The sequence below is a fragment of the Streptomyces sp. NPDC059142 genome (assembly GCF_042755665.1).
GTDB lineage: Bacteria > Actinomycetota > Actinomycetes > Streptomycetales > Streptomycetaceae > Streptomyces.
Genome location: NZ_JBHZDA010000099.1, coordinates 1 through 20,999, shown reverse-complemented (window position 1 = coordinate 20,999; position 20,999 = coordinate 1). Strand labels below are relative to the sequence as shown.

16 protein-coding genes and 1 tRNA gene are annotated in these 20,999 nt (G+C 72.2%); 11 read left to right on the top strand and 6 right to left on the bottom strand.

Features of this window, described 5'->3' with window-relative positions:
• Nucleotides 1-202: 202 nt before the first annotated feature.
• From ACFXPK_RS27360 to mycP, 5 genes are all read left to right on the top strand, one after another.
• Nucleotides 203-1,534: a (2Fe-2S)-binding protein gene (locus tag ACFXPK_RS27360; RefSeq protein WP_385079587.1), complete on the top strand. Its 1,332-nt coding sequence runs from the start codon at nt 203-205 to the stop codon at nt 1,532-1,534.
• Nucleotides 1,531-3,840 (top strand): xanthine dehydrogenase family protein molybdopterin-binding subunit, encoded by a 2,310-nt coding sequence (locus tag ACFXPK_RS27355; RefSeq protein ID WP_384998478.1) that lies wholly within the window; start codon nt 1,531-1,533, stop codon nt 3,838-3,840. Before ACFXPK_RS27360 ends, ACFXPK_RS27355 begins: the two co-directional genes overlap by 4 nt.
• A gap of 322 nt (nt 3,841-4,162) precedes the next feature.
• On the top strand, nt 4,163-4,672 hold the full coding sequence (locus ACFXPK_RS27350; protein WP_384998481.1) for a hypothetical protein: 510 nt from the start codon (nt 4,163-4,165) through the stop codon (nt 4,670-4,672).
• Between the two features lie 110 nt (nt 4,673-4,782).
• The gene (locus tag ACFXPK_RS27345) at nt 4,783-6,261 is read left to right on the top strand and encodes a hypothetical protein (RefSeq protein WP_385079584.1); all 1,479 of its coding nucleotides are present in this window, start codon (nt 4,783-4,785) and stop codon (nt 6,259-6,261) included.
• Between the two features lie 29 nt (nt 6,262-6,290).
• Nucleotides 6,291-7,631, top strand: coding sequence for a type VII secretion-associated serine protease mycosin (gene mycP / locus ACFXPK_RS27340; protein ID WP_385079598.1), 1,341 nt, complete (start codon nt 6,291-6,293; stop codon nt 7,629-7,631).
• A 193-nt stretch (nt 7,632-7,824) separates the two neighbouring features.
• On the opposite strand, the gene ACFXPK_RS27335 is transcribed toward mycP, so the two are convergent.
• On the bottom strand, nt 7,825-9,807 hold the full coding sequence (locus ACFXPK_RS27335; RefSeq protein ID WP_385079581.1) for a cellulase family glycosylhydrolase: 1,983 nt from the start codon (nt 9,805-9,807) through the stop codon (nt 7,825-7,827).
• Nucleotides 9,808-9,960: 153 nt separating this feature from the next.
• Here ACFXPK_RS27335 and ACFXPK_RS27330 point away from each other — a divergent pair, with 153 nt between their 5' ends.
• A complete protein-coding gene (locus ACFXPK_RS27330; RefSeq protein WP_385079578.1) occupies nt 9,961-10,857 on the top strand; it encodes a hypothetical protein in 897 nt (298 codons plus the stop codon).
• 79 nt (nt 10,858-10,936) lie between these two features.
• Here the strand turns inward: ACFXPK_RS27330 and ACFXPK_RS27325 are convergent.
• Nucleotides 10,937-11,008: transfer RNA gene (locus ACFXPK_RS27325), tRNA-Cys, on the bottom strand.
• 240 nt (nt 11,009-11,248) lie between these two features.
• Here ACFXPK_RS27325 and ACFXPK_RS27320 point away from each other — a divergent pair.
• The 4 genes from ACFXPK_RS27320 to ACFXPK_RS27305 all read left to right on the top strand — a co-directional run bounded on the left by ACFXPK_RS27320 (nt 11,249) and on the right by ACFXPK_RS27305 (nt 16,923).
• Complete coding sequence (locus tag ACFXPK_RS27320) at nt 11,249-12,772, top strand: MFS transporter (protein ID WP_385079575.1); 1,524 nt, start codon at nt 11,249-11,251, stop codon at nt 12,770-12,772.
• Between the two features lie 303 nt (nt 12,773-13,075).
• Nucleotides 13,076-14,863, top strand: coding sequence for a DEAD/DEAH box helicase (locus ACFXPK_RS27315; RefSeq protein ID WP_384998496.1), 1,788 nt, complete (start codon nt 13,076-13,078; stop codon nt 14,861-14,863).
• Between the two features lie 568 nt (nt 14,864-15,431).
• Nucleotides 15,432-16,073 carry a helix-turn-helix domain-containing protein gene (locus tag ACFXPK_RS27310; protein ID WP_329826838.1) on the top strand — a complete coding sequence of 214 codons (642 nt, stop codon included), beginning with the start codon at nt 15,432-15,434 and terminating at the stop codon, nt 16,071-16,073.
• A gap of 37 nt (nt 16,074-16,110) precedes the next feature.
• A complete protein-coding gene (locus ACFXPK_RS27305) occupies nt 16,111-16,923 on the top strand; it encodes a S16 family serine protease (protein WP_384998500.1) in 813 nt (270 codons plus the stop codon).
• On the opposite strand, the gene ACFXPK_RS27300 is transcribed toward ACFXPK_RS27305, so the two are convergent.
• The 4 genes from ACFXPK_RS27300 to ACFXPK_RS27285 form a co-directional block, all read right to left on the bottom strand.
• Nucleotides 16,877-18,232 (bottom strand): MFS transporter, encoded by a 1,356-nt coding sequence (locus ACFXPK_RS27300; RefSeq protein WP_385079570.1) that lies wholly within the window; start codon nt 18,230-18,232, stop codon nt 16,877-16,879. The two genes, ACFXPK_RS27305 and ACFXPK_RS27300, sit on opposite strands and share 47 nt — an antisense overlap.
• A complete protein-coding gene (locus ACFXPK_RS27295; protein WP_385079567.1) occupies nt 18,229-18,444 on the bottom strand; it encodes a hypothetical protein in 216 nt (71 codons plus the stop codon). The genes ACFXPK_RS27300 and ACFXPK_RS27295 overlap by 4 nt, the downstream gene beginning before the upstream one ends.
• Before the next feature lie 23 nt (nt 18,445-18,467).
• Nucleotides 18,468-19,097: an ArsR/SmtB family transcription factor gene (locus ACFXPK_RS27290; RefSeq protein ID WP_385079559.1), complete on the bottom strand. Its 630-nt coding sequence runs from the start codon at nt 19,095-19,097 to the stop codon at nt 18,468-18,470.
• A 78-nt stretch (nt 19,098-19,175) separates the two neighbouring features.
• Nucleotides 19,176-19,646 (bottom strand): Lrp/AsnC family transcriptional regulator, encoded by a 471-nt coding sequence (locus ACFXPK_RS27285; RefSeq protein ID WP_384910545.1) that lies wholly within the window; start codon nt 19,644-19,646, stop codon nt 19,176-19,178.
• A gap of 130 nt (nt 19,647-19,776) precedes the next feature.
• Between ACFXPK_RS27285 and hppD the strand changes: the two genes are divergently transcribed.
• Complete coding sequence (gene hppD / locus ACFXPK_RS27280) at nt 19,777-20,934, top strand: 4-hydroxyphenylpyruvate dioxygenase (RefSeq protein WP_385079556.1); 1,158 nt, start codon at nt 19,777-19,779, stop codon at nt 20,932-20,934.
• The last annotated feature ends 65 nt before the right edge of the window (nt 20,935-20,999 follow it).

Sequence of the window (20,999 nt, the reverse complement as noted above, 5' to 3'; positions counted from 1 at the left end):
CATCGCTCCACTCACTCTCTCTCACCCTCCACAAGCGGCGGTCGCGTCTGTGGGGTATACGCGACACCCACACCTCCGTACCCCCGCCCCCCCCGGCGCCAACACCCCCACCGCCGCCCCCCCCGGCGCCGTCCGCCGCCGTACTGCACCTGCGGCGGACCGTCGCCGCGCTGGCCCGACGAGCACTGGGGAGGGCGCTGTCGTGACCACCAACGACCATTCCGGATCCGGCCAGGGCCCCGGCCAGGACGGCGCGCACCAGGGCGGCTGGCAGCCGGTCCCGCACGGCGGCGACTACGACGCCGAGGCGACCGCCTTCGTCCAACTGCCGCCCGAGGACTCCCTGGACGCGCCCCTGGCCGCCCCCGGGCACGGCTACGTACCGCCCAGCATCGACCCACAGGCCCCCGGCGACCCGTCACGGCCCGATCCGTCCGCGCCCGGCGGCTGGGCCGCCCAGCCCGTGGCAGGGGCCCAGGACGCCGCGTACGACCAGGGCGGCGACTACGGCCAGAGCGGGTACGGCCACGGCGGCTACGGACCCGGCGGCTACGAACCGCAGGGCACGAGCCACTGGAACTTCAGCGAGGTCGTCCAGGAATCGGGCGCCCCGTCCGCCGACGCCCCCGCCGAACCCACCGGCCAGTGGACGATCCCGGTCGCCGGGGGCGACCTCCCGGACGAGTCCGGCGAGTTCAGCACGTCCGTACTGGCCTCCCAGTGGGCCGGCGACGCCCCGCCCGCGACCCTGCCCGGCGGCGCCGCCGCCCCGTGGGCGCAGGAACCGGCCGAGGACACCTCCGTACCCGAGCCCGCCCCGGAGCCCGAGGCCGCGCCCGTACCGGAGCCGGAAGCGGCCCCCGCGGCGGACCACACGCCCGACGCCGCACCGGATCACGACTTCGCCCCGCTCACCCACAGCAACGACAGCGCCGAACACCCCTCGGGCTCCTACGTGCTGCGCGTCAACGGCGCCGACCGCCCCGTCACCGACGCCTGGATCGGCGAGTCGCTCCTGTACGTGCTGCGCGAACGCCTCGGCCTCGCGGGCGCCAAGGACGGCTGCTCCCAGGGCGAGTGCGGCGCCTGCAACGTCCAGGTCGACGGCCGGCTCGTCGCCTCCTGCCTGGTCCCCGCCGCGACCGCCGCCGGATCCGAGGTCCGTACGGTCGAGGGCCTCGCCGTCGACGGCGAACCCTCCGACGTCCAGCGGGCCCTGGCGGCCTGCGGAGCCGTCCAGTGCGGCTTCTGCGTCCCCGGCATGGCCATGACCGTCCACGACCTCCTGGAGGGCAACCACGCCCCCACGGAGCTGGAGACCCGCCAGGCGCTCTGCGGCAACCTCTGCCGCTGCTCCGGCTACCGCGGCGTCCTCGACGCCGTCGGCGAGGTCGTCGCCGAACGCAAGGCGAGCGCGGAAGCCGCGGCCGCCGCCTCCGAGGAAGCGCGCATCCCGCACCAGGCACCCCCGGGGACCGGCGCCGCCGGTGACCCGAACCCGCACCCGCACTCGCCCGACGGAGGCATGGCGTGAGCAACGACGCGGCCACCGGGACCGTGCTCGACGGTCCCCACCAGGAGCCGCCCGCGCACGGCCTCGGAGCCTCACTCGCGCCGGCCGACGCGCGGGCGAAGACCGAGGGCACGTTCCCGTACGCCGCCGACCTGTGGGCCGAGGGCCTGCTGTGGGCGGCCATCCTGCGCTCGCCGCACCCGCACGCCCGTATCGTCTCCGTCGACACGGCCGCCGCCGCGGACATGCCCGGCGTACGCGCCGTCGTCACCCACACCGACATCCCCGGTGACTCCGCCTACGGCAGGAGCGTCGTCGACCGCCCCGTCTTCGCCGCCGACGTCGTACGTCACCACGGCGAGGCCATCGCCGCCGTCGCCGCCGACCACCCCGACACGGCCCGGCTCGCCGCCGCCGCCATCGCCGTCGAGTACGAGATCCTCGAACCGGTCACCGACCCGGAGAAGGCGTTCGCCGCCGAACCGCTCCACCCCGACGGCAACCTCATCCGCCACATCCCGCTGCGCTACGGCGACCCCGACCTCACCGGCGAGGTCATCGTCGAAGGGCTCTACCGCATCGGCCGCCAGGACCCCGCACCCATCGGCGCCGAAGCGGGCCTCGCCGTACCGAGACCGGACGGCGGCGTCGAGATCTACACCGCCTCCACCGACCCGCACACCGACCGCGACCTGGCCGCCGCCTGCTTCGGCCTCGACCCCGAACAGGTCAAGGTCGTCGTCACCGGCGTGCCCGGCGCCACCGGCGACCGCGAGGACCCCGGCTTCCAGATCCCGCTGGGGCTCCTCGCCCTGCGCACCGGCTGCCCCGTCAAACTCGCCGCCAGCCGCGAGGAGTCCTTCCTCGGCCACGCCCACCGCCACCCCACCCTGCTGCGCTACCGCCACCACGCGGACGCCGAGGGCCGCCTCGTCAAGGTCGAGGCCCAGATCCTGCTGGACGCGGGCGCCTACGCCGACGCCTCCGCCGAATCCCTCGCGGCGGCCGTCGCCTTCGCCTGCGGCCCGTACGTCGTCCCGCACGCCTTCATCGAGGGCTGGGCCGTACGCACCAACAACCCGCCCTCCGGCCATGTCCGCGGCGAGGGCGCCATGCAGGTCTGCGCGGCGTACGAGGGCCAGATGGACAAGCTCGCGGCCAGACTCGGCCTGGAACCGGCCGAACTGCGCCTGCGCAACGTCCTCGCCACCGGCGACATCCTCCCCACCGGCCAGACGGTGACCTGCCCCGCCCCGGTCGCCGAACTCCTCACCGCCGTACGCGACTACCCGCTGCCCGCCCTGCCCAAGGACACCCCGGAGGCCGCCTGGCTGCTCCCCGGCGGCCCCGAGGGCGCGGGCGAACCGGGCGCGGTACGGCGCGGGGTCGGCTACGCGCTGGGCATGGTCCACATGCTCGGCGCGGAGGGCGCCGACGAGGTCTCCACGGCGACCGTGAAGGTCCACGACGGCATCGCCACGGTCATCTGCGCCGCCGTCGAGACCGGCCAGGGCTTCACCACCCTCGCCCGCCAGATCGTCCAGGAGACCCTGGGCATCGAGGAGGTCCAGGTCGCCCCGGTCGACACGGACCAGCCCCCGGCGGGCCCGGCGGCCCACGGCCGGCACACCTGGGTCTCGGGCGGCGCGGTCGAACGCGCGGCGAAGATGGTCCGTACGCAGCTTCTCCAGCCGCTGGCCCACAAGTTCGGGATGTCCACCGAGCTGCTCCAGATCACCGACGGCAAGATCACCTCGTACGACGGCGTGCTCTCCACGACCGTCACCGAGGCGATGGACGGCAAGGAACTCTGGGCCACGGCCCAGTGCCGCCCCCACCCCACGGAACCCCTCGACGACGCGGGCCAGGGCGACGCCTTCGTCGGCATGGCCTTCTGCGCGATCCGCGCCGTGGTCGACGTCGACATCGAACTCGGCTCGATCCGGGTCGTGGAGATGGCCGTGGCGCAGGACGTCGGCCGGGTCCTCAACCCGGCGCAGCTCGCCACCCGTATCGAGGCCGGCATCACCCAGGGCATCGGCACGGCCCTGACGGAGAACCTCCGCACCACCCGTGGCCTGATCCGCCGCCCGGACCTCACCGGCTACGCTCTCCCGACCTCCCTGGACGCCCCCGACATCCGTATCGTCCGCCTGGTCGAGGAGCGCGACGTGGTGGCCCCCTTCGGCGCCAAACCCGCCAGCGCGGCCCCGGTGGTCACCTCCCCGGCCGCGGTGGCGGCAGCGGTACGCGCGGCGACGGGCCGCCCGATCAGCCGCCTCCCGATCCGCCCCCAGGCGGCGGTGGCGGCGGCGCCGGGCGGGTAGGGGCAGGACCGTACGGCCCGGCCCGTTCCGAAGTCGGACGGGACCTCGGAACGGGAACCGCTCCGCACGGATGTGCTCGTTCCATGTGTGAAGGCTCCCCGGGAACGCCGTCGTCAACAGGGCCCCGCCTGCCCGACACCGACGTGATTCCCGTTGCAGTCGCGACCTTGTCGCGACCTAGGAGTGCGCGGTGTCAGCACCACTGGCTAAGCTCAAGAGTCAGATGTTGGCAAAGGGGGGAGGCATCCGTGTTGATCACGGACGTCCTGATCGTGGACGAGGGAGGGCCCGGCAGTCCGGGCCGGGAAACCGGTGAACGCCGGTGAGCGACGAAAGCATGCTGCGCTCGGTCTTTCCGGCGATGGCTTCCCTGCTCTACGACGCCGAGTCGATGGTGGACTTCAAGAAGCGCGTCGACAAGCTGATCACCAACCTCAACGGCTCTGCGGCCGCGCCGGACAAGGTCGGCCAGGAACCGGTCGGCCGGAGCCACTTCGGCGGCGACGGCGGCGCCTGGGCGGAGGCGAACGGCCTCTCGGCGGCGTACCAGTCGGTCATCGACCAACTGAAGGACCTCTCGCAGCTCCTGGCGGACTCGCTGGAGGGCATGGGGATCGCCGTGGTCTCGTCCAAGCACGGCTACGAGGGCGAGGACGACGACATCCGGACGCGCATGCTCGCGATCCAGAAGAACATGAAGAAGCACTACAACCCGGAACTCGACCCGATGGCCCCGCAGAACCAGACCCAGGGCCAGGACCAGGGACAGGCCCCGTCGAGGGACCAGCCCACGGAGCAGCCGGGCGACACCGCGGGTGTCGTAGCGCAATGACGTCCGGGCCCGGCCGGGCCCGAGCAGGGGTTCCGGCCCGGCCCGGACGGACCACAGCATCACGGGATCGCAGGAACCACGGGGACTACGGGGACAGGTAGGACATCGGGATGGCGGAGTACGGCGAACACAACGGAGGCGGCGGCTCGACCTCCTTCGAGGCCATGTCGCACGAGCAGATGCTGGCGTGGCTCGACAAGGCGAACAGCGGGACGGTCCAGGCGGCGGCCGACCGCCTGTCGGACGCGGCCGCCGAGATCCGGGACATCGCCCAGCAGTTCCAGTTCCGCCCGCAGCGGGTGGAGTGGGAGGGCAAGGGCAAGGACGCCTTCGAGAGCTGGGGAGCGAGCCTGGCCAGCTCGACCTACCGGCTGGCCGAATACAGCGACGGAGCCTCGAAGTGGCTCGCCCGGGCATCCGACGCGATCGCCCTCGCGCAGAGCTCCATCCCGCGCGACGTGACAGGCGCCAAGGGCAACCTCGCGGCGGCGACCGAACACCACAACGACCCGGACGCGGCCCTGGTCGCCCGCAAGTCCCAGGCCACGCTGGACGCGGGCGCGGAGAAGAGCCGCCTGGAAGCCGCCGACCAGATGCGGAAGCTGTCGCAGTCGTACCAGCAGGCGCAGTCGGAGATGACCAAGCTGGAGGCGCCTACGTTCCAGCCGCCGCCGGGGGCGTTCGTGCCGGACGGAGGCATGGGCGACAACAATGAGCAGGGCCTGGGCCGCGCTGGAAACGGCACCGGCTCGACTGCGCCCGGTGGCGTGAACTCTTCGCTGCCCTCGCACAGTGAGAGCGCAAGCGGGGCAGTCACACCTCACTCCCGTGCGGCCATGGCATCTCCTCCACTTGCAACGACACCTGAGCGGGCCACCACCACGGAGATCGCCGGTGCGGAAGCGCTGCCGACGACGGTGCCGCCTTCCTCAGCGCCCCCGGCCGTTCCGGCGACGGTCAGTCGCCCTGAGACGCCGGTACTGGGAATGGTCCCGCCTTCATTCGGGGGAAGTCCCCCCCGGGTTCCGGGACAGCCGGGCTCTGGGAGACCCAGTGCCGGAGTACGTGCTCCACTGCTGCCCGGGCAGAGCGGGCTTGGTGGTCCGACGACACGTCCGCCGCAGGAACGTGGGATTGTCGGCGGCCGGCCCATCCCGCCCAACTCGGGCCGTCCTACCGGAGGAATCCCCCGGGGCACGGTCATCGGTGGCGAGAGTGTGCACGGGCGCCCGCCGATGGCCAACGGCATGGGCAGCGGCCCCGGCGGTGTGGGCTCCGGCCAGGGAGGAATGGCCGGGGGACGCCGATTCGGGGGCGAAGCCGGCGGAATCGTCGGAGGCCGTCCACAGCAGCCCGGGTCCACCGCCGGACGCCCGTTCACTCCAGGAGGCTCCGGCCTGGTGCGTGGCGCGAACGGCGAAGGCAGACAGGCCGGACAAGCGGCACGCGGTGGAGCCGGTGCGCCACGTTCCAACGGCACGGCACGTCGCCGTGAGGAGTCCCAGGGGAATCGGCCGGACTACCTCGTCGAGGACGAGGAGACCTGGCAGCAGGGCGGGCGACGTATCGTGCCGCCGGTCATCGACTGATGTCGCAGGGAAACGGTGTGGGAGAGCAGATGCGTATCAGCAGCCGTCCGGGAACCCGTGGCCGAGTGGCGGTTGCCGCCGTTCTGGGGGGACTGCTGGTGGGCGCGGCGGTCTCGCCTGCGTACGCGGATTCCATCCGCTCACAGCAGTGGCACCTGGATGTCATGGGCGCTGAGAAGATCTGGAAGGTCAGCACGGGCCAGGGTGTCACGGTGGCGGTCATCGACAGCGGGGTCGATGCCACGAACCCCGACCTGCAGGGGCAGGTCCTCAAGGGCAGGGACCTTACTCCGACGGAGCCCGGTGATGAGCACTCCGACCCCAAAGGCCATGGCACCAGCATGGCGGCACTCATTGCCGGTACAGGGAAGAGCGGAGGAGGGGACGGCGCGTTCGGCCTGGCACCGGGAGTCAAGATCCTTCCGATTCGCCTCCGTGATGCTGGCTGGGACTCCAACCAGGACGCCGAAGTTGCCGAATTCAATACCACTGTCTCAACAGCGATTCGCTACGCCGCCGATTCAGGTGCCCGAGTAATCAACATCTCGATGAGCGTGCGTGAAGGCTCCCAGGAAATGACGGAGTCCGTCAAATACGCCCTTGACAAGGGATCTCTGGTGTTCGCCTCCACAGGGAATGGCGGTGACTCATCTTTGGCTTACCCGGCAGCGACGCCCGGTGTGGTGGCAGTAGGGGCTGTCGGTAAGGACCTTAAAAAGTCTGATGAGTCTCAGTGGGGCCCGCAAGTAGATTTCGCTGCTCCCGGCATGGAGATGGTGCATGCTTGTAAGACCTCGGACACCGGATTGTGCAAATCGAACGGTACCAGTGACGCGACCGCAATTGCCTCTGCCGCCGCCGCGTTGATCTGGTCCAAGCGCCCTGAGTGGAACAACAATCAGGTGCTCCGGGCGATGCTCAACACGGCCGGCGGTCCGACGAGCGGCAACAAGCGCAACGACTACGTCGGTTACGGGGCCATCCGCCCGCTTCGAGCGATCAACACCCCCGGCAATCTCGAACCGGCGGACGAGTACCCCCTCCCGGACCTCCTGGCCGCTGAGACCACGTCACCCTCTCCTACGGCCGAGGCGTCCAAGGCTGCGGGCGGCGTTGCCGATGACAAGGAAGACACCAAGGAGTCCGCCGCCGCGTCGGACGCAGGCGGCAACACCGGGCTCTGGATCGGCGTCGGCGTGGGTGCGGCCGTGCTTCTGGGCGGTGCTGTCGCCGTACTGATTGTCCGGTCCCGCCGCCGTGCGGCAGCGGCCTCCGCGACGCCGCCTGCTCCGGCCTACGCGCCGTACCCGCCTGCCTATGCTCCGCCTCAGCCCGGGCAGGGACCGGGCCCTGGCGATCTGGGGCGTTGACGAGGCTTCAGACGGTGGTGCGGATCGGGGCTGTGGAGCGCGGGTGGTGCGGAGTCGGCGCCCAGGGTGGGGCCGTACGGGGTGGCCACGGGGGAGCCTGTGGTCGTGCCGCCCGGGTAACTCATCGAACCGTCCGGGTGCACGGTGCACCGGAGGTTGACGGCGCGGGATGTGCGACTGCACGCACTGTGGTTCAAGGCGCCGCCGGGAGTGCCGGGAAGCCGGCCGACGCCGCCCACGCCGTCAGTTCGCGCTGGGCCGCGGCGCGCACCTCCGGTGTCGTGGGGCCCTCCGCGACCAGGGCGTAGTGGAGGGTGCCCGCGGTGTCCGACGCAGGTGGGGCCGTCAGCAGGAGGCGTTGCGCGCCGGTGGTGCCCGGTTCGGTGGCGGACGCCAGGGCGTGGTCGGCGGTCTGGCCCTGGGCGGTGTAGGCGGGCAGGCCGGTGGTCGTGCCCAGGTCGGAGACGACCGTGGTGGTCGCGGGGGAGAAGCCGTTCGGCAGGTGGAGCTGGGTGGGGGCGCGGGTGGCGCCCTCGGAGCGCCAGACCAGGATCCCGTACCGTCCGGTGCCCACCAGCCGGGCGGTCTGGGGCAGGGTGTCGGGGATCCGGTTCCAGGTGAGGGTCGTACCGCCGTCGCGGGAGCGGTCCTCGTACGTGAAGGCGACCGTACGGCCCGCCACCGCACCCGGGTAGAGGCGGTCCAGCAGCCGGGCGTCCTGGCGCAGTACGGCCCGGCCCGAGGCGTCGAGTCCGACGGCGGACATGTCCTCGTCGTTCCACGCGTCGCCCTGGGTGAGGATCTTGTCGGGGTTGCCGTTCATCGCCTCGTGGTGGCGTCCGCTGTAGATGTCCCACTGCCACTGCGTGCCCGAGAGCACCGGCCCCGAGCGGGCGGCCCCCGTCCACCAGCTCGCCCCCGGCAGCCGGGAGTCGAGCGCCTGGTACAGCGCCTTGTTCACGGTGGGCGCCTTGTCGGCGGTCATACCGTTCAGCGGGTGGCCGAACTCGCTGACGATGCCGGAGGTGCCCAGCGCCGCCGCGCGGTCCCGGACGGTGGTGAAGTCCTTGGCGTACTGGCCGTCCTCGGCCTTGCCCCACATGAAGATGCCGGAGATGGCCTTCTGGTCGTAGAAGTGCGTGTTGAAGACGTAGCGCGCGCCGACGCTCCCCGCGTCGAGGAGTCCGCCCTCGTGGCGAGCGAAGTCCAGATTGGCGTTCCAGAACATGTTGGGCTCCACGAAGACCGGCTTGTCGCGCCAGCCCGCCGCGTCCATGCGCGCGCGGAACTTCTCGTAGAACGGCCAGAGCACGTCCCGTTCCCAGGCGCGGCTGGTCTGGCCGGCCGCGTACTCGCCGGCGAACGGCTCGTTGTACGGGTCGAAGCCGACGATGCCCGCGAACTCGTCCGCGTCGAGGTTCTGCGCGAGGTACGTCATCGTCTTCTGCGCGGTGTCGAGGAACGCGGTCTGGACCGGGATGCCGAGGACGCGGTTGCTCCAGAAGTCCCGGGTCGCGCTCTTGACCGCCTGGTTCTGCGTGATGTTCTGGCCCCACAGGACACAGACGCCACAGGACTCACGCGGGTATCCGCCCGCCTCGACGGCCCATCGGGGCGCGCCGTCGCCCGTGTACCAACTGTCCTTGTCGAAGAGGTACCGGGAGTGCAGATCCTGGTGGAAGTCCGGGAACACCCGCAGCCCGGCGTCGAGGAGCGCCTTGATCTGCTCGGTGGCGCCACGCAGATAGGCGGTGTCGATCCTGCCTGGCTCGGGTTCGGCGTGGGCCCAGGAGAGCAGGAAGCGTACGGCGTTCCCGCCGGTCAACGTGCGCAGGGCGGCGGCCGACGCGCGGGCGTCGGCCGCGTCGGCGAAGGGCAGGCCGCCGTTCTCGTCCAGCTTGGTCTCGCCGGAGACGTTGAATCCGCGCAGGACGACCTCGCGGCCGTGGCCGTCGGTGAACCGGGCGCCGTCGACGGAGATCCCGGTGGCCGCCCGGTCGTCGAACCACAGCGCGGCCCGGGTGCTCTCCGCCGCGGCGGTTCCCGGGGCGCCGAGCACGGCCCCTGTCAGCAGCGCCAGTACGGCGCCGAACAGGGCGCACCTGCGGGTCGTACGGGATGCCCTACGAGGTGTGGTGCGACGTGCCGTGCGCGATGCCGCCCCGGATGTCGTCATGGACACAACAGTGGTGCAGCTACTGACGGGTAGTCAAGAGATTCGTCGCGGGTGGCCGTGCGGGGGAGGGATGGCGTGCGGGCGTTCAACATATGCTGATCCGACCGGCGTTGCTCCTGCAACCATGTCGTCGTGCGCCAACGAGGGAGATCGATGAGCCAGCCGCCGTACCCACCCGCCTCCGACGGTTCAGGGGCTCCGCAGGACCAGCCGGGTCGGCAGGACCAGCCGGGTCAGCCGGGCCCGCAGGACCAGCCCGGCCCCTACTCGCTTCCTCCGCAGCCGCAGGCGCCCCCGCAGGGGGTCCCCGTCGAGGGCAACCCGTACGCGCAGCCGGCCCCGCCCCCGCCCCCGCCCGCCTACGGCGGCTACCAGGGCCATCAAGGCCATCAAGCCCATCAAGGTCATCCTGGCCACCAGGGCTACCAAGGGGCCCCGCCGCCCTACATACCCCAGCCGCCCCAGCCGCCCCAGCCGGCGCAGAGCTCCGGGGGCCGCCGCAGGGCCGCCCTGCTGGCCGGCGCGGTTGCGGCCGTCGTCCTGCTCGCCGGGGGCGGCGTCTGGCTCGCGGTCAACGGGGCCGACGACGGGGGTGACGGCAAGGACGTCGCCGCGGGCGCCGACCCGTCCGCCTCCGCGTCGGGCGGGTCGGAGAAGACCGCCGCGCCCGAACCGTCCGCCCCGGACCCCTCCGACGCCGAGCCCTCCGACGCCGCACCCACCGGTACCGGCATGGAGGGGATGTGGCGCTCCTCCTCGGGCAGCGGGGTCCTGGGCATCCTCAAGGGCGAGGACATCGAGACCATCCAGAAGGACAGCAAGATCACGATGGTCTACGTCAAGGGCGACCTGGAATGCAAAGGGCTGCGCACGGTGACCGAGCCGGGCACGAAGTACCGCTTCGCGCTCATCTGCTCCCGTGACGAGGTGCCGGTGAAGTCCGAGGACCGCAGCGGCGACTTCACCTTCGGCGACGGCGCGCTCAGCGTGGAGTGGACGTCCGGCGGCACGGGCACCGAGACCTTCGACCGGTACGCCGACGCCCCTTAGGGCCGAACGAGCCGCCCCCGTTACGGCGGAACGGGCCGCCCCGGTGTCGAGGGGGCGGCCCGTACGCGTACGGAGACCGAGGCCGTGGCGGGAATCGAACCCACGTAACTCGATTTGCAGTCGAGCCCCTGAACCACTCGGGCACACGGCCGTGCGCGGTGCGGTGTCGCGTCCTCTCGCCGAACTCCGTCGGCTCCGCCGACACCGCTGTTCTCCGATGTCTCCGACCGTACGAGGGCGGACCGCGCCGCTCAAGGCTTTCCGGTGCCGTGCAATGTGACTGCCACACGCCGTTCACGGACGGACCGCGCGCGGTCGTACGACCAACGGCCCAGCGAAGATCCATCCGGCGACAGGGCCCAACCGGTGATATGGCCCTTACGCTGAAGCAATGACCGCACTGGAACCAGGCGACGCCGGCGTCGCCCCCGCTGCCCCCTCCGGCATACCCGGTCCCAGCGCCACACCTCCGCCCGTCCCCGCCGTCGTTCCCGCACCCGTCTCCGGGTGGCGCGGCGGTGTGCTCGGGCCGGAGCACCGGGCGCTCAGCATCGCCATCGTCTCCGTCGTGCTGCTGATCGCCTTCGAGGCGACCGCGGTCGGGACGGCGATGCCGGTCGCCGCGCGGGAGCTGGACGGCGTGTCGCTGTACGCCTTCGCCTTCTCCGCGTACTTCACGACCAGCCTCTTCGCCATGGTGCTCTCCGGCCAGTGGTCCGACCGCGACGGGCCGCTCGCTCCGCTCGTCACCGGCGTCGGCGCGTTCGCCGTCGGGCTGCTGCTCTCCGGCGCCGCCGGTTCCATGTGGCTGTTCGTCCTCGGCCGGGCGGTGCAGGGGCTCGGCGGCGGGCTGGTCATCGTCGCGCTGTACGTGGTCATCAGCCGCGCCTACTCGCAGCGGCTGCGGCCCGCGATGATGGCCGCGCTCGCCGCGAGCTGGGTGGTGCCGTCCGTCGTCGGGCCGCTCGCCGCCGGGACCGTCACCGAGCACCTCGGGTGGCGCTGGGTCTTCGTCGGCATCCCGGTGCTCGTCGTACCGCCGCTGGTCCTCGCGGTGCCCGCGATCCGGCGGATGGCGTCCGGGCCCGCCGACCCCTCGGGGCCCGCGGCCCGCTTCGACCGGCGCAGGATCCGGCTCGCGCTCGGGATCTCGCTGGGCGCGGCGCTCCTCCAGTACGCGGGCCAGGACCTGCGCGTCCTCTCGCTCCTGCCGGCCGCCGCGGGCCTCGCGTTCCTGGTGCCCGCCGTCCTCGGACTGCTGCCCGGCGGGACGTGGCGGGCCGCGCGCGGGCTGCCCTCCGTGGTGCTGCTGCGCGGGGTCGCCTCCGGGGCGTTCATCGCGGCGGAGAGCTTCGTGCCGCTCATGCTGGTCACGCAGCGCGGTCTGTCGCCGACGATGGCCGGGCTCTCGCTGGCGGTCGGCGGCGCGACCTGGGCGCTCGGCTCGTACGTACAGTCCCGGCCGCGCATGGAGCCCTACCGGGGCCGGCTCATGGCGGGCGGCATGGTGCTGGTGGCGCTGGCCATCGCGACCGCGCCGAGCGTGCTGATCCAGGCGGTGCCGGTCTGGATCGTGGCGGTGGCCTGGGCCTTCGGCTGTCTGGGCATGGGCGCGGTGATCGCCTCCACCAGCGTGCTGCTGCTCCAGCTCTCGGCGCCGGAGGAGGCGGGCGCGAACTCGGCGGCGCTCCAGATCTCCGACGGGCTGTCGAACGTCCTGCTGCTGGCGGCGGGCGGCGCGGCGTTCGCGGCGCTGGGCGGCGGCGCGGTGGGCGCGGCGGGCCACGCCGCCTCGGACCTGGCCGGCTCGGCGACGGCGTCGCACCCGGGAGCCTTCGCGGCGGTGTTCCTGCCGATGGCGGTGGTGGCGCTGGCGGGGGTGTGGGTGGCCACGCGGGTCCGGGTGCGGCCCTGACCGATCACTCGTACCACTCCGATCCCGCCGCCACGCGTACCGGCTGGTCATCGAGGTGTCCCCGGGCACGCTCGGCGGCGCCCCGGGGATCGGGCGACGGTTGCGCGCTCCGCACGACGCCGTGTGATCCGGGTCGCATCTCCCGGACGGCGGGCGTTCGTACCGCGAGGACCGGGTCACCCCGCCGGTAGGGTGGCCCGGTTGTCGTACGTAAGCCCTCGTGCCCACCGGCGTCCACGCGTCCGGCCGGGCCCCCACGTGACCCCCACGTAACCCCACGTCCGAGCGTCCGAACCGGAGACCGTGACTACTACCGCCTCCTCCCACCATCTCTCGCCCGCCTTCCCCGGCCGCGCGCCCTGGGGCACCGCCAACAAGCTGCGCGCCTGGCAGGAGGGCGCCCTCGGCCGCTATCTAGAGGAGCAGCCCCGTGACTTCCTCGCCGTCGCGACGCCCGGCGCCGGCAAGACGACCTTCGCGCTGACGCTCGCCTCCTGGCTGCTGCACCACCATGTCGTGCAGCAGGTCACCGTCGTCGCGCCCACCGAGCACCTGAAGAAGCAGTGGGCCGAGGCCGCCGCGCGCGTGGGGATCAAGCTCGACCCCGAGTACAGCGCGGGTCCGGTGAGCAAGGAGTACGACGGCGTCGCCATCACGTACGCGGGTGTCGGGGTCCGGCCGATGCTGCACCGCAACCGGTGCGAGCAGCGCAAGACCCTCGTCATCCTCGACGAGATCCACCACGCGGGCGACTCCAAGTCCTGGGGCGAGGCGTGCCTGGAGGCGTTCGAGCCCGCGACCCGGCGGCTCGCGCTGACCGGTACGCCGTTCCGGTCCGACACCAACCCGATCCCCTTCGTCGCGTACGAGGAGGGCAACGACGGCATCCGCCGTTCCGCCGCCGACTACACGTACGGATACGGCAACGCGCTCGGCGACGGCGTCGTCCGGCCGGTGATCTTCCTCAGCTACAGCGGCAACATGCGCTGGCGCACCAAGGCCGGCGACGAGGTCGCCGCCCGCCTCGGCGAGCCCATGACCAAGGACGCGGTCTCGCAGGCGTGGCGCACCGCGCTCGACCCGCGCGGCGACTGGATGCCCAGCGTCCTGCGCGCCGCCGACCAGCGCCTCACCGAGGTGCGCAAGGGCATCCCGGACGCCGGCGGGCTGGTGATCGCGAGCGACCAGGACGCGGCCCGCGCGTACGCCAAGCTCATCCGCGAGATCACCGGGACGAAGGCGACGCTCGTCCTCTCCGACGACGTCGGCGCCTCGAAGCGGATCGACGAGTTCTCGGCGAGCCAGGAGCGGTGGATGGTCGCCGTCCGGATGGTGTCGGAGGGCGTCGACGTGCCGCGTCTCGCCGTCGGCGTGTACGCGACGACCATCTCGACCCCGCTGTTCTTCGCGCAGGCCGTGGGCCGTTTCGTACGGTCCCGGCGGCGCGGCGAGACCGCCTCCGTCTTCCTGCCCACCATCCCCACCCTCCTCGGCATCGCCAACGAGATGGAGGTCGAGCGCGACCACGTCCTCGACAAGCCGAAGAAGGAGGGGGAGGAGGACCCCTACGCCGAATCCGAGAAGGAGATGGCGGAGGCGGAGCGCGAGCAGGACGAGGACACCGGCGAGCAGGACATGCTGCCCTGGGAGGCGCTGGAGTCCGACGCCGTCTTCGACCGGGTGCTCTACGACGGCGCCGAGTTCGGCATGCAGGCGCACCCCGGCAGCGAGGAGGAGCAGGACTACCTCGGCATCCCGGGGCTCCTCGAACCCGACCAGGTGCAGATGCTGCTCCAGAAGCGGCAGGCCCGGCAGATCGCGCACAGCCGCAAGAAGCCGGACACCGAGGCCGATCTGCTGGAGCTGCCGGCCGAGCGGCGCCCCGTGGTCTCCCACAAGGAGCTGCTGGAGCTGCGCAAGAAGCTCAACACCATGGTCGGCGCGTATGTCCACCAGAGCGGCAAGCCGCACGGGGTGATCCACACGGAGCTGCGCCGGGTGTGCGGCGGCCCGCCGAGCGCGGAGGCCACGGCGGGGCAGCTCAGGGAGCGCATCTCGAAGGTGGGGGAGTGGGCCACCCGGATGCGCTGAACAGCGCGTGAAAGAGGGGGAAGCGGTCCGCGTACGGCCCGTGCGACGTGTGGACGTCGTAGAGGTATGAGCAAGGCGCGGTGTCCGTTGTAACGGTTGATGTACAGCGTGGCCGTCGTCCGGAGTCCGGGCGGCGGCCACGCGTGCTCTCCGGGGCCCCCGGCCGTCACCGTATGTGTCGTACGGCGATACGCGACGTCACCGTTCGGCCGGAAATTTACCGTTAACGCGGTGTGACTCCCCTCTCATGCCCGGATTCTGGACGAGGGCTTCCGCTGAGCGGTACCGATGGTTACTGTCCCCGCAATGTGAACGCTCCGTGGCAACTCCGCCGCGTAGCGCAGCCGGTGGTGCCATGGCCCGCCGGTGGCCTCTCCACGCGGCGCCGGACGGGACCCGGCGCGGCGCAAGCCCCAGGGCGCGGAGAGCGCCGTCGTCGGCACCCGTCAGTCACTCACCACCTGCTCACCCCGCACCCGCTCACCACCTGCTCACCCCGCACCCGCCCATCACTTGCTCACCACTCACTCCGAACTCGCTCCGAACTCACACCGAAGGAGAGGGCGTCGTGACCGCGGAGACCTCCCAGACGCTCGACCGGGGACTGCGCGTCCTCAAGCTGCTCGCCGACACCGACCACGGGCTGACCGTCACCGAGCTGTCCACCAGGCTCGGCGTCAACCGGACCGTCGTCTACCGGTTGCTCGCCACCCTCGAACAGCACACGCTCGTACGCCGTGACCTCGGCGGCCGGGCCCGGGTGGGACTCGGGGTGCTGCGCCTGGGCCGGCAGGTGCATCCGCTGGTACGGGAGGCCGCGCTGCCCGCGCTGCGGGCGCTCGCCGAGGACATCGGCGCCACCGCGCATCTGACGCTCGTCGACGGGGCGGAGGCGCTGGCCGTCGCCGTCGTCGAGCCGACCTGGACCGACTACCACGTCGCCTACCGGGCCGGATTCCGCCATCCGCTGGACCGGGGCGCGGCCGGCAAGGCCATCCTCGCCGCCCGGCAGGGCGCCCTCACCGAGCCCCGCTGCACCCTCACCAGCGGCGAGCTGGAGGCGGGCGCGAGCGGGGCGGCGGCGGCGCTCGTCGGGGTGACCGGGATCGAGGGGAGCGTGGGGGTGGTGATGCTCGCCGACGCCGTACCGGAACGGGTCGGCCCGCGCGTGGTCGACGCCGCCCGTGAGGTGGCGGACGCCCTGCGCTGACGGAGGGGCGGGAGCGCGCGGCAGATACATTGACATCGTGTTCTCTCGTCTCCCGAAGTTCTCTCGCCTCTCGCGTCCCGGCGTCCTCGTCGTGTGCGCCGTCCCGATCGTCGCGCTCTTCGTCGTCGTCGGCGTCGCGCCCCTGCCGTACGCCGTGGCGCAGCCCGGGATGACCGCGGACGTCCTCGGTACGAACAAGGACCGGCCGGTCATCACCATCAGCGGCGCGCCCACCCGGAAGACCGAGGGGCAGTTGCGGATGACGACGATCGAGGCGACGGGGCCGTCCACCGACGTCGACTTCGGGGATGTGGCCGAGGGCTGGTTCCGCGCGGACCGGGCCGTGCTGCCGCGTGAGGCGGTCTACCCCTCGGGCAAGTCCGACCAGCAGGTCCGCAAGCACAACACCCAGGACATGATCGAGTCGCAGAACTCCGCGACGACGGCCGCCCTCGCCCTCCTCGGCAAGGATCCGGCGAAGATCGACGTCAGCCTCCACCTCGCCGATGTCGGCGGCCCCAGCGCCGGGCTGCTCTTCGCGCTCGGCATCGTCGACAAGCTCGACGGCGACGGCGCGGGCGGCGATCTGACCGGTGGCCGCACCATCGCCGGTACGGGGACGATCACCGACGACGGCGAGGTCGGCCCGGTCGGCGGGGTGGCGCTGAAGACCCAGGCGGCGGGGCGCGACGGGGCGACCGTCTTCCTCGTGCCGAAGGCGGAGTGCGCGGACGCTCAGGCCGAGCTGCCGAAGGGGATGCTGCTGGTGCCGGTCTCGACGCTGAAGGGCGCGGTGTCCTCGCTCACGGCGCTGGAGCAGGGGCGGAAGGACCAGGTCCCGAGCTGCTGACCCCCGGGGCCGGCGCGGCGCCGGCCGCGGTCGCGGGGTGTCCGTCCACGGGGTCCGGCGGGCGTTCCATGGACCGCCACACGGGGAAGAGCAGCGGACTCAGCGTGGCCAGCAGATAGACCCCGCCGACGGCCAGCAGCGCGTGGCCCGGCCCCGCCCGCTCGACCAGCAGCCCCGCGGCCAGCCCGCCGAGCGGCATCGTCAGCTCGACCCCCGCCGTGGTCACACTGGACACCCGGCTGCGCAGCGCGTCCGGCACCCGCTCGTAGATCACGGTGGTGAGGATCGGGTTGAGCACGCCCGCCGCGAAACCGCCCGCGGCCATCGTCACGGCCAGCGGTACGGTCCCGTCCGTCAGCGCCGCCACCACGAACCGCGGCGCCCCGCAGAGCAGGAAGGCGCCCGCGAACACGGCCCGGCGCGGGAAGCGCTCCCCGTACGCGCCGTACAGCAGGGCGCCCAGCAGCGCGGCGCCGCCGAACACGGCGGTGAGCAGGCCCAGATCGGCCGGGCCGCCCAGCTCGTCCCGGGCGTGCACCGGCAGCAGGACCGAACTCCAGCCCTGGTCCAGGCCGTTGGTGACCATCACCATCAGCGTGATGCCCAGCAGCAGCCGGGCGCGGACCAGGAAGGCGTATCCCTCGCGCAGTTCGGTGCGGTACGTGGTGAGCGAGACCGGGGCGAGGCGCTGCGGCTGCGCGGAGGCGACGCCCCGCAGCCCGGTGGCGATCAGCGCCGCGGACCCGGCGAAGGTCACGGCGTCCAGCAGCAGGACGGTCTCCGCGCCCGCCACCGCGATCAGTACGCCGGCCAGCGCGGCGCCGGTCATGCGCGCGCCGCGCGACACCGCGTCGTAGAGGCTCGCGGCGCGCGGCAGGGTCGTCCCGGCGCGCTCGGCGAGATCCGGCAGCAGGACGTAGCGGGCGGTGAGCCCCGGGGTGTGGACGAGGCCGCTGACGGCCATCAGCGCGCACAGCATCCAGAACTCCAGCGCGCCCGCGTAGTGCAGCAGCGGGATCGCGGCGACGGCGAGGCCGCAGACCAGGTCGGAGACGACGGAGACCCGGCGCCGCCCGAGCCGGTCGATGACCGGGCCGCCGACGATCGCGGAGACGACGACCGGCAGCGTCGCGCAGAAGGCGACGATCCCCGCGTCGGCCGCGCTGCCGGTCGTCTGGAGGACGAACCACGGCACCCCGATCAGGGTGAGCGAACTCCCCGCTATGGAGACGGTGTTGGCGGCGAGGGTGGCGAAGAACGGCCACCGGTCGCGCGGGCCCGTCCCGCCGGGTTTCCCGGGCCCCTTCACGCGAGGTGCGTTCTGGTGCGTGCCGCCGGTCGGTTGACGAGGCGCAGCCCCAACTCGACCAGGGACCAGCCCAGTCGGGTCCGCAGGTCCGTACGGGCCCGCCGGGGCCGCGTGGTCTCCCGGGACGCGGTGGCCATCCGGAACCCGGCCGCCTCCCGGCGCAGTTCGGCGGAGCGCAGGGCGTGGAGCGTGAGATGGACGTCGGTGTGCATGGTGGTCCCCCCTGGGATCTGCTTCAGTCCGTCGAGCCGCGGCGCGGGAAGGAGTGCAGGTGGACGCGGACCTGCGGGGCGTCCTCGGCGGCGGGCCCGATCCTGCGGTAGCGCTCGGCGACCGCGTGCATCTCCTCGTTCATCTCGGTGAGCTGCTCCGGCGTCAGGCGCAGGGTGAAGTCGCTCATGTCCGCGGCCTGCGACCACGCCAGCGGCCAGTCGCCCGCCGTGCCCAGCCAGGTGGCGAGTTCCTGGGTGTGGATGGTGGCCACCTCGTGCAGGAACAGGTTGACCGCGCCGCGTACCTCCGGGTCGGTGTCCGTGTGCAGGTCCTCGCCGAACCGTGTCCCCTCCTGGGAGGCCTTCCACCACCGCTCGCGGCCCTTGCCGCGCGTCGGATCGTCCTCGACGAAGCCGTGTGCGGCGAGTTGGCGCAGGTGGTAGCTGGTGGCGCCGCTGGACTCGCCCAGCCGCGCGGCGAGTTGGGAGGCGGTGGCGGGGCCGTCGCGGCCGAGGGTGCCCAGCAGGCGGATGCGCAGCGGATGGGCGAGACCGCGGAGCAGTCGCGCGTCCAGGGTGCGCTCGCGATGTACCGGCTGCCGGCGCGGCTGCGGCTCTTCGGGCGTCTCGGGTGTGGGTCCGGGCTCGGGCATGGTGTCACCGTAGCCATGCAAAGACTCCGTTGCAACACTTTCTTTGCAACGGAGTCTTTGGACCTTGCTCCCCGCCCGTCAGTCGTCCCGCGCCGCCTGTTCCACCAGCGGGATGATCCGCAGCGGCACCGGGTTCTCCATGACGATCGCCGTGGCCGCCCGGACGATCCCGTCGAAGCCGACCACCCGGTCGATCACCCGCTGGAGGTCCGCGTTCGAGCGGGCGACCAGCCGGCAGAGCATGTCCCCCTCGCCCGTGGTGGTGTGCAGTTCGAGCACTTCGGGGACGCCCGCCAGATGGGCCCGTACATCCGTGCCCTGGCCCTGTTTGATCTCCAGCGTGGCGAACGCCGTGACGGGATAGCCGAGCGCCGCCGGGTCGACCGCCGGGCCGAACCCCCGGATGACCCCGTTCGACTGGAGCCGGTCCAGCCGCGCCTGTACGGTCCCGCGCGCCACGCCGAGCCGGCGCGACGCCTCCAGCACCCCGATCCGCGGTTCCTGTGCCAGGAGCACGATCAGCCTGCCGTCGAGCCCGTCGATACCCACGGTCCGTCTCCCTCCTCCAGCATGGTCATCCTGTGCGGATCGTCCCGTCATTCTGGCGATTCGCTGTACAGAATGCTCAGGGAAAACCCGAACTGTTGCGCACCTTGTGGAACGGGGTGACCCTGAGCGCATGGCTGATACCTCGACGCACAGCACCCTCGGCACCCCCGACACCGCGCGCGAGGCCGATCCCTTCCCGGTCAGGGGAATGGACGCGGTCGTCTTCGCCGTCGGCAACGCCAAGCAGGCCGCGCACTACTACTCCACGGCCTTCGGCATGAAGCTCGTCGCCTACGCGGGCCCGGAGAACGGCAGCCGCGAGACCGCGAGTTACGTCCTGACCAACGGTTCCGCCCGCTTCGTGTTCACGTCCGTCATCAAGCCGTCCACGGAGTGGGGCCGCTTCCTCGCCGCCCACGTGGCCGAGCACGGCGACGGTGTCGTGGACCTCGCCATCGAGGTCCCGGACGCGCGCGCCGCCTACGCCTACGCCACCGAGCACGGCGCCCGCGGCCTCCAGGAGCCGTACGAGATCAAGGACGCGCACGGCACCGTCGTCCTGGCCGCGATCGCCACGTACGGCAAGACGCGGCACACCCTGGTCGACCGCTCCGGCTACGAGGGCCCGTACCTGCCCGGCTTCGGCGCGGCCGACCCGATCGTCGAGCCGCCCGCCAAGCGCACCTTCCAGGCCGTCGACCACTGCGTGGGCAATGTCGAACTCGGCCGGATGAACGAGTGGGTGAGCTTCTACAACACCGTCATGGGCTTCACGAACATGAAGGAGTTCGTGGGGGACGACATCGCCACCGAGTACTCGGCGCTGATGTCGAAGGTCGTCGCCGACGGCACCCTGAAGGTGAAGTTCCCCATCAACGAGCCCGCGATCGCGAAGAAGAAGTCGCAGATCGACGAGTACCTGGAGTTCTACGGCGGCGCCGGAGTCCAGCACATCGCGCTCGCGACCAACGACATCGTCGCCTCGGTACGGGCGATGCGGGCCGCCGGTGTGCAGTTCCTGGACACCCCCGACTCGTACTACGACACCCTCGGCGAGTGGGCGGGCGAGACCCGGGTGCCCGTCGACACGCTGCGCGAGCTGAAGATCCTGGTCGACCGGGACGAGGACGGCTATCTGCTCCAGATCTTCACCAAGCCGGTCCAGGACCGGCCGACCGTCTTCTTCGAGATGATCGAGCGGCACGGCTCGATGGGCTTCGGGAAGGGCAACTTCAAGGCGCTCTTCGAGGCGATCGAGCGCGAGCAGGAGAAGCGCGGCAACCTCTGACGGCCCTCCGGTCGCCGGGCCCTCCGCGGCGCCGGCCGGTCGCGGTGCGGGGCGCGGGCGCGGGC